This window comes from Paraburkholderia sp. Cpub6 (assembly GCF_014201065.1).
Taxonomy (GTDB): Bacteria; Pseudomonadota; Gammaproteobacteria; order Burkholderiales; family Burkholderiaceae; genus Paraburkholderia; species Paraburkholderia tuberum.
The window spans coordinates 1-5,987 of record NZ_JACHDM010000068.1 but is presented as its reverse complement, the minus strand read 5'-3'; the positions used below and the strand labels follow the sequence as shown (position 1 = coordinate 5,987).

Here is a 5,987-nt window from a genome sequence, read left to right as displayed (position 1 = left end):
GGATTACGTGAGTCCGAGCGGCTCTTTAAGCAGCACTTCGTCATCGCTGACAGTACAGGACGTTAATACAACGAACTTCCAACTCACGACACTAGCTTCGACAGTAAGATTTGTGGTTGAAAGTTGCCGCCTCAATTTTTGTTCCGATTTGGCTGTATGACGCTTCGAAACCGGGCTCGTGCCGAAGTTGCTTGCGATGGGATGATCGCGAAACGATGGTCGTGGGTTTGAGCAGGGGGCTATGTCTTTCGTCGCGCGTTAGGGGCACCTCAGATACCGGCCTCGCTGGTCAAAGTCTCGATTAGCGGACGAGAAGATAAAGGTGCCTTGCGCATAAATAGGGAGCTCGATGGACAGTATCGATCCGAAGCGATTCGGCAAGGTGGCAGTGTTGTTTGGTGGAGTGTCCGCCGAGCGTGACGTGTCGCTCAATTCTGGTTGTCTCGTGTTGCAGAGACTGCGCGATGCAGGCGTCGACGCACACCCCTTCGATCCATCCACGCGGCCGTTGTCAGCGTTAAAGGACGAGGGTTTTGTGCGCGCGTTCAACGTGCTGCACGGCGGCTACGGCGAAAATGGACAGATTCAGGGCGCGCTCGATTTTTATGGGATCCGATATACGGGCAGCGGCGTGCTTGGTTCGGCGCTCGGGCTGGACAAGTTCCGCGCGAAACTTGTGTGGCAGCAACTGGGTGTTCCGACGCCGCCGTTCGAGGCCGTGATGCGCGGCGACGATTACGATGCGCGTGCGCAGGAAATCGTCGCGCAACTCGGGTTGCCGCTATTTGTGAAGGCGGCGAGCGAAGGCTCAAGCGTCGCCGTGATCAAGGTAAAAGCGGCCGAGGCGCTACCCTCAGCGATCGCGGAAGCAGCAAAGTTCGACGCTATCGTGCTGGTCGAGAAGAGTATCGAAGGCGGCGGTGAATACACTGCGTGCATTGCGGGCGACCTCGATCTGCCGGTCATCCAAATTGTGCCAGCGGGCGAGTTCTACGACTATGACGCGAAGTACGTTCACGATTCGACGCAGTACCTGATTCCATGCGGACTGGCATCCCAGGAAGAGATGCGCATGAAGCAACTCGCGCGCCGCGCGTTTGACGTGCTCGGTTGCTGGGACTGGGGGCGTGTCGACTTCATGATGGATGGCGAGGGCAAGCCGTACTTCCTCGAAGTGAACACATCACCAGGAATGACCGATCACTCGCTGTTGCCGAAGGCTGCTCGCGCGGTTGGTATCAGCTATCAGGAACTGGTCGTGAGGGTATTGTCGCTCACGCTGAAGAATTGACCTCGCCGAGGGGTGTAGCAGAGTTCGTCAATCCGGTCCCGGCGTCGGCGCCCTGCTGGGTAAGGGCTGTGGGGCAATCGTAGTCCCGACCGGGGCAACGAACGGCGTTGTCACATTAGCGTTCACGCGGCGGAAGATTGGCAGGCGATGCCACCATTCAAAGCTTAACGGACGGACCTTGGGCGACGCCTATGAAAAACGCCACGCATTGCGCGGCGAACTATTGGCGATAAAGCGAACAGCGCAGCAGTTGATGTGCTTCACGCTCGCCAGCGCGGCGAGTTCTGCTTTCGCGGTCAGGTAAATGCGTAACAGCTCGGTAACGATTTTCGTCGGTGCTTCGGGACAGGCCGTTAGCACGCGTGTAAAGAAGCGTTTCGCTGTTGCGCCGCGCGGTGGATAATCAGGTTGTTACCTGCCACGTGAACCTTCCTTCGAGGGGGCACCCGGCGAAAGCGTCAACTCCGCTGGCACCTATGACTCCATACGCACAACGCAATGTATTGGACCGCTTTCGCCGCTATCAGCATTTGTTGATGTTCGGCGGCGGGGCAGTGGTAACGGCGATGGTGCTGGTTGCGTTCGTCCTGAACACGGTGGCCACTGTACGTACCTATGTTGCGCTCGAGCATCAAGAACTGATGTCCGGCGTGAACCGGCTCACCGACCTTAACTCGCGCAACGTCGTGCTTATGCAAAACGGCGTACGGCTCATCGAGGTCGCCTGGAGGGCCGGCGAACAGGCCGAGCCACGCCTTATCGAACAGTTCACAGGCAATGGCCAGATGCTTCGTCTTCAGCAGGCCCCAGATCATCTGCCGGTGCTCGTGGTGGGTGCCTCGTCTGCAACGCCTCCCGATTTGTTGGCAACCCGGTACATTCGGCTTGCTAAACAGATAAGTCAGGCGGCGACGGCAGCTTCCGAACGAAACGAAGGCCTGTTGACATTCTGGTTGTACAGGCCTGACCGTCCACTGCTCATCCTGGTACCATCGCCTGGCGATGCCCGGATGGCGACGTTGCTTGCCGATCGTGCTGCTTTTTTTTCTGCACTCGCGGGACCTGGCGGCAATCTCCTTGCTCCGCGAGACGTGCCCTTGCTCGATCCCCGCACCGGGGGGCGTGCATTTCGGTGGCTCCCTCCCTACGATAGTCCGTTAAGCGGCAGGCGATCAGTTCGAGTTGCAGCGACCCTGTTTGACAAGGAGCGGAAGCCGTTCGCCGTCGCTGTTTACGAGTTACCGGTCACCATTATCACTGCCGCTCTAGGGGAGAGTGGGCTTGACGGCTCTCTTATGCTCTTCGCGCGCAATGGACAGGTTATCACTTCATTTTCGCGTCAACCGGTCGACCCGAAGGCGTCGGATACCGCGCGTGCTTTAGGTGTCGCAGGAATTGTCGAGCCGACAGGCAGGATCTTTCGTGACGGCCACATGCTGTTTGGCTGGCCAATCGGCGAGACTGGCGCAACGCTCGTGTTTGTGCAGTCGTGGCGCTCGATTGCCCGGGCACTGACTGGTCAGATTGGAACGTCGGCCGCGACGACTGGAGTGATCCTCCTCGTGGTGTGGTCGCTGATTCTACTGTTCAACCGGCGCGTGTTCCTGCCTGTTCTTGAGCGCTCCCGACGCGTGTTCGAGAGCGAGCACCTGAGCCGCGCGCTGATCGAGACGGCACCGGTAGGGCTGGGGCTGATTGCCGTGGAGAGCGGTAAGCCGTTGTTACGCAGTCCGACGATGATCGAGGCCGCGGCGCGGGTGGTCCTGCCGGCGGCACGGACACTTTCGGCAGAACTGGTTCACCGTCACCGGCAACGCGCAGATGTAAGCGGTGTAACCGGTACAAACGGCATGGCGCACGAGGCGTGGTCGCTGCCGACACGCGAGGGTGGGACGATGGATCTCTCGGTGAGTGTCGTGCCGGCGCGCTACCAGGGCGAGGACGTGCTGGTGACGGCGTTCACGGACGTGACGGTGGAAAAGCGCCTCAATCGGCAACTGCGTGAAGCAAAGCAGGCGGCGGACTCGGCCAATGCCGCGAAATCCGCTTTCCTGGCGGCGATGAGCCATGAGATCCGCACACCGCTCAACGCGATCCTGGGGAATCTCGAGCTGCTGTCGCACTCGCAGCTCGATGCGCTGCAGCGTGACCGGCTGAAAACGATCCGGGGTTCATCGGACGGACTGCTTGCAATCGTGAGCGACGTGCTGGATTTCTCGAAGATCGAGGCCGGTGAGATGACGCTCGAGCGGATCGTGTTCGACGCGCAGGAGGTGGCCTCGCGGGCTCTGACGATGTTCGGGCCGGTGGCGCGGGCGAAGGGCGTGAGGTTGTCGGGCGAATTTGGCACATCGACCACTCAACCGATGCAGGGCGATCCGACGAGGCTTGGCCAGGTGATGAACAATTTGCTGTCGAACGCCATCAAGTTTTCCGGGCACGGAGAGGTGACATTGAGACTGTCGGCGGAAGCGGGCGGTGATAATCAGCCAGAGCTTGTGATCGAAGTTGAAGACAGCGGGATCGGGATATCGCCGGAGCAGCAGGCGATGCTGTTCCGCGCGTTCAGCCAGGCGGATACGACGATCAACCGTCGCTTCGGTGGCACCGGTCTGGGGCTGGCATTATGCGCGCGGCTGACGGATGCGATGGGAGGCACGATCGCAGTGCACAGCGTGCCCGGCGAGGGCAGCCTCTTTACGGTGCGGGTGCCGCTGGGCGACTGTCACGGCGAGCCTGGGCTGGATATGCCGCACTTCGAGGGCGAGCAGGTGCTGTTCGTCGCGGCGGCGGACACCTGGCACGCGTATGCGGTGCCGGCACTGGAGGCCTGGGGGCTGAAGGTACAGGCGTATCGTCATCCTGCGCAACTCGATCTGGAGACGCTGGAGGAGGCGGATACCCTGATTGTCTGCGGCGAGCACGACACCTGGCATGCGGACGACGTCCGTCGTCTGCTGGAAGCGTCGTCCTGGATGATTGACTGCAGCGCGGAAGGACCGGCGTATCCCGTAGCGACGGGACGGGCGGTGAAGGTCTCGAGCTATGGTCTGAAAGGGCTGGCGGTGGCGCTACGCCATACCTTGCAGGGCATGCCGCTGGAGGCGGGCAAAGAGACACAGCGGGTATTGTCGCGCCGGCTGAAGGTGCTGGTGGCGGAAGACAACGCGGTGAACCGGGAACTGTTCAGCGAGCAGTTGAAGATGCTCGGGTGTGAGCCGCAGGTGGCGGAAGACGGGCTGCAGGCGCTGGAACGTCTCTCACGGGAGCGCTTCGATGTGCTGGTGACCGATCTGGCGATGCCGGTGCTGGACGGTTATGGGCTCGTGCGAGGGGCACAGGCACGCTGGCCAGAAATGCCGATCGTGGTGGCGACGGCGAGCGTGTCGCAGGATGAGCGAGCGCGTTGCGAGGCGGCCGGGGTAATGCGGGTAGTGGCCAAGCCACTGCAGCTGGACGAGCTGTCGGCAACGCTGTCGGAGGTGACCGGCGTGCCGGGTGTGGCGGTGCAGGCGGAGGAACAGGAACAGGAACAGGAAAGGAAAGGCGATGGGATGCTGGGCGGCCGTGCAATGCCAGCCCACGTGCGGGCTACATTCCTGAAATCGTGCGAAGAGGCGCTGGCGGCGATCCATGCCGCGTACGATGCCGGCGACGCGGCTCGGATACTCGCCGAGTTGCATTCGTTGCGGGGCGCGCTAAATGTGTTTGGATACCGCACGCTTGCAGAGCAGTGCGCTCAAATGGAAGTCGCGATATCGAAGGAGGGTGTCGGGGCGGCGCAGGACATGATTGATGCTTTCGATAGCCAGTTGAGTGCCACTATCCTGACTTGATCCACTTGAAGTTCAAGGCCTTCATCGTCGGCGCGCTGCACAGCTTCTTCATCCGTGTATTCCTGATGCCGCAGCCGCCATAAGCCTGCACGCAGGCCGCTCTCGCCGGTTTATTGCATCGCGCGGGGCCAGGATAAAAGACGGTGTGCGTCGCACAAACATTCGTGCAGTCATGCTACTCGTTGGCACGATTAGTAATACTGGTCATATTGACATTTGTTGGGATCATATTCCATGTAGCGACGCAATCCGGATTCGTGCTTTTTGAGCAAGGTTCTTGCTGGAAAAACGCGGGCAGACATGCTAAGGTTAACTTCGAAAAGGAGTGGTAGTTCAGTTGGTTAGAATACCGGCCTGTCACGCCGGGGGTCGCGGGTTCGAGTCCCGTCCACTCCGCCAACATCTCAAGAAAGTCGTCAACCTTTTCGCGGGCTACCTAAGTGCCCAAACGCGTCGAGACTCATCACGTTTCGGCGTAGGGCATCGTCGGTTCTGTTGTATCTGCTACGCAGGCAGCGAGGTTGCAACGTGCCGGGCGGGAATAGCTGATCGGATCGTCAAGGTGCCTCCACTATCCCCCTGCTGACCATCATTCCGTACATCTGTCGCTTGCCCCGATCGGGGCTGCGATACCCAACAGCCCACGCCCCGCAACACAACACGCTGCCACGGCCGCCATTTCGTATGCCGGCGATTGACGGAGCAGACGGTGAATCCGGTTGTGGCGATGGCGGCGTTGCACAGAGTGACCTTGCCCCCGAAAAACGAATCCCTTGCTGAGTGTGTAAACTCAAGCAAGGAGAAGAAACGATGACGGTCAAGGCAAAGCGGGCGCAGTACACGCTCGAATTCAAACTGGA

Annotated in this window: 2 protein-coding genes and 1 tRNA gene; all 3 read left to right on the top strand. The window is 60.3% G+C overall.

The window, feature by feature from the left end; translation table 11 throughout:
* The first annotated feature begins 349 nt into the window (after positions 1-349).
* The 3 genes from HDG33_RS36480 (at position 350) to HDG33_RS36470 (ending at position 5,526) form a co-directional block, all read left to right on the top strand.
* Positions 350-1,291 carry a D-alanine--D-alanine ligase gene (locus tag HDG33_RS36480; RefSeq protein WP_184041132.1) on the top strand — a complete coding sequence of 314 codons (942 nt, stop codon included), beginning with the start codon at positions 350-352 and terminating at the stop codon, positions 1,289-1,291.
* A gap of 503 nt (positions 1,292-1,794) precedes the next feature.
* Positions 1,795-5,127, top strand: a complete 3,333-nt coding sequence (locus HDG33_RS36475) for an ATP-binding protein (RefSeq protein ID WP_184041130.1) — start codon at positions 1,795-1,797, stop codon at positions 5,125-5,127.
* Between the two features lie 322 nt (positions 5,128-5,449).
* A tRNA-Asp gene (locus tag HDG33_RS36470) sits at positions 5,450-5,526 on the top strand.
* Positions 5,527-5,987 lie beyond the last annotated feature (461 nt).